This is a genomic window from Mesorhizobium sp. M1342, from assembly GCF_040317955.1.
Classification (GTDB): Bacteria; Pseudomonadota; Alphaproteobacteria; order Rhizobiales; family Rhizobiaceae; genus Mesorhizobium.
This window is the reverse complement of the sequence record NZ_JAMYLI010000077.1, coordinates 1-507: the sequence shown is the minus strand read 5'-3', so window position 1 is coordinate 507 and position 507 is coordinate 1. Positions and strand designations below refer to the sequence as shown.

Genomic DNA, 507 nt, shown 5'->3' with positions numbered 1-507 from the left:
GGACCCTTGTCGCGACCGGAGACCCCTATTGGAGGATCTGGCTGCACCGCCGCCGGCACAGAACGAGCATGGTCACGCAACTCGGACGGTGCGGGGGGATTCAGATCAACCACTGACGAATCCGGCGCATGATGATGGCGCGCCGTTGAGTGACCCGGCTGCAGCACCGAAGCACCCAGCATCGACCCACTGCCTCCGGCGTACGGCGCCGCGGCGTGTTCTTGTCCGCTCCCTTGCATCATGGGCTGCGCTTCCCATGGCAATGCACCCACTTGATGGGTGGGGGCCTGCATCAGCACGCGAGCGCCTGAATTGCCGATCTCGCTCAGCTGCGGCTCAGTGGCAACGTCCTGCAGACGACTGTTCGGGGTCCTTTGCCTCTTCGCTGGTCTCAACTCCGCTGTATCATGCTCACGGTTGATGAGGACCTCCTCGCTTGGTAGCTGGTTGCTCCTGTCCTGTGCTGCGATCCGCTCGTCCGGCGCGCGCTGGTCGCCGTCGCGCCAG

Annotated in this window: 1 pseudogene; it reads right to left on the bottom strand. The window is 64.7% G+C overall.

Features of this window, described 5'->3' with window-relative positions:
* A pseudogene (locus NKH06_RS31985) lies at positions 1 to 507 on the bottom strand (hypothetical protein); the annotation flags it as partial.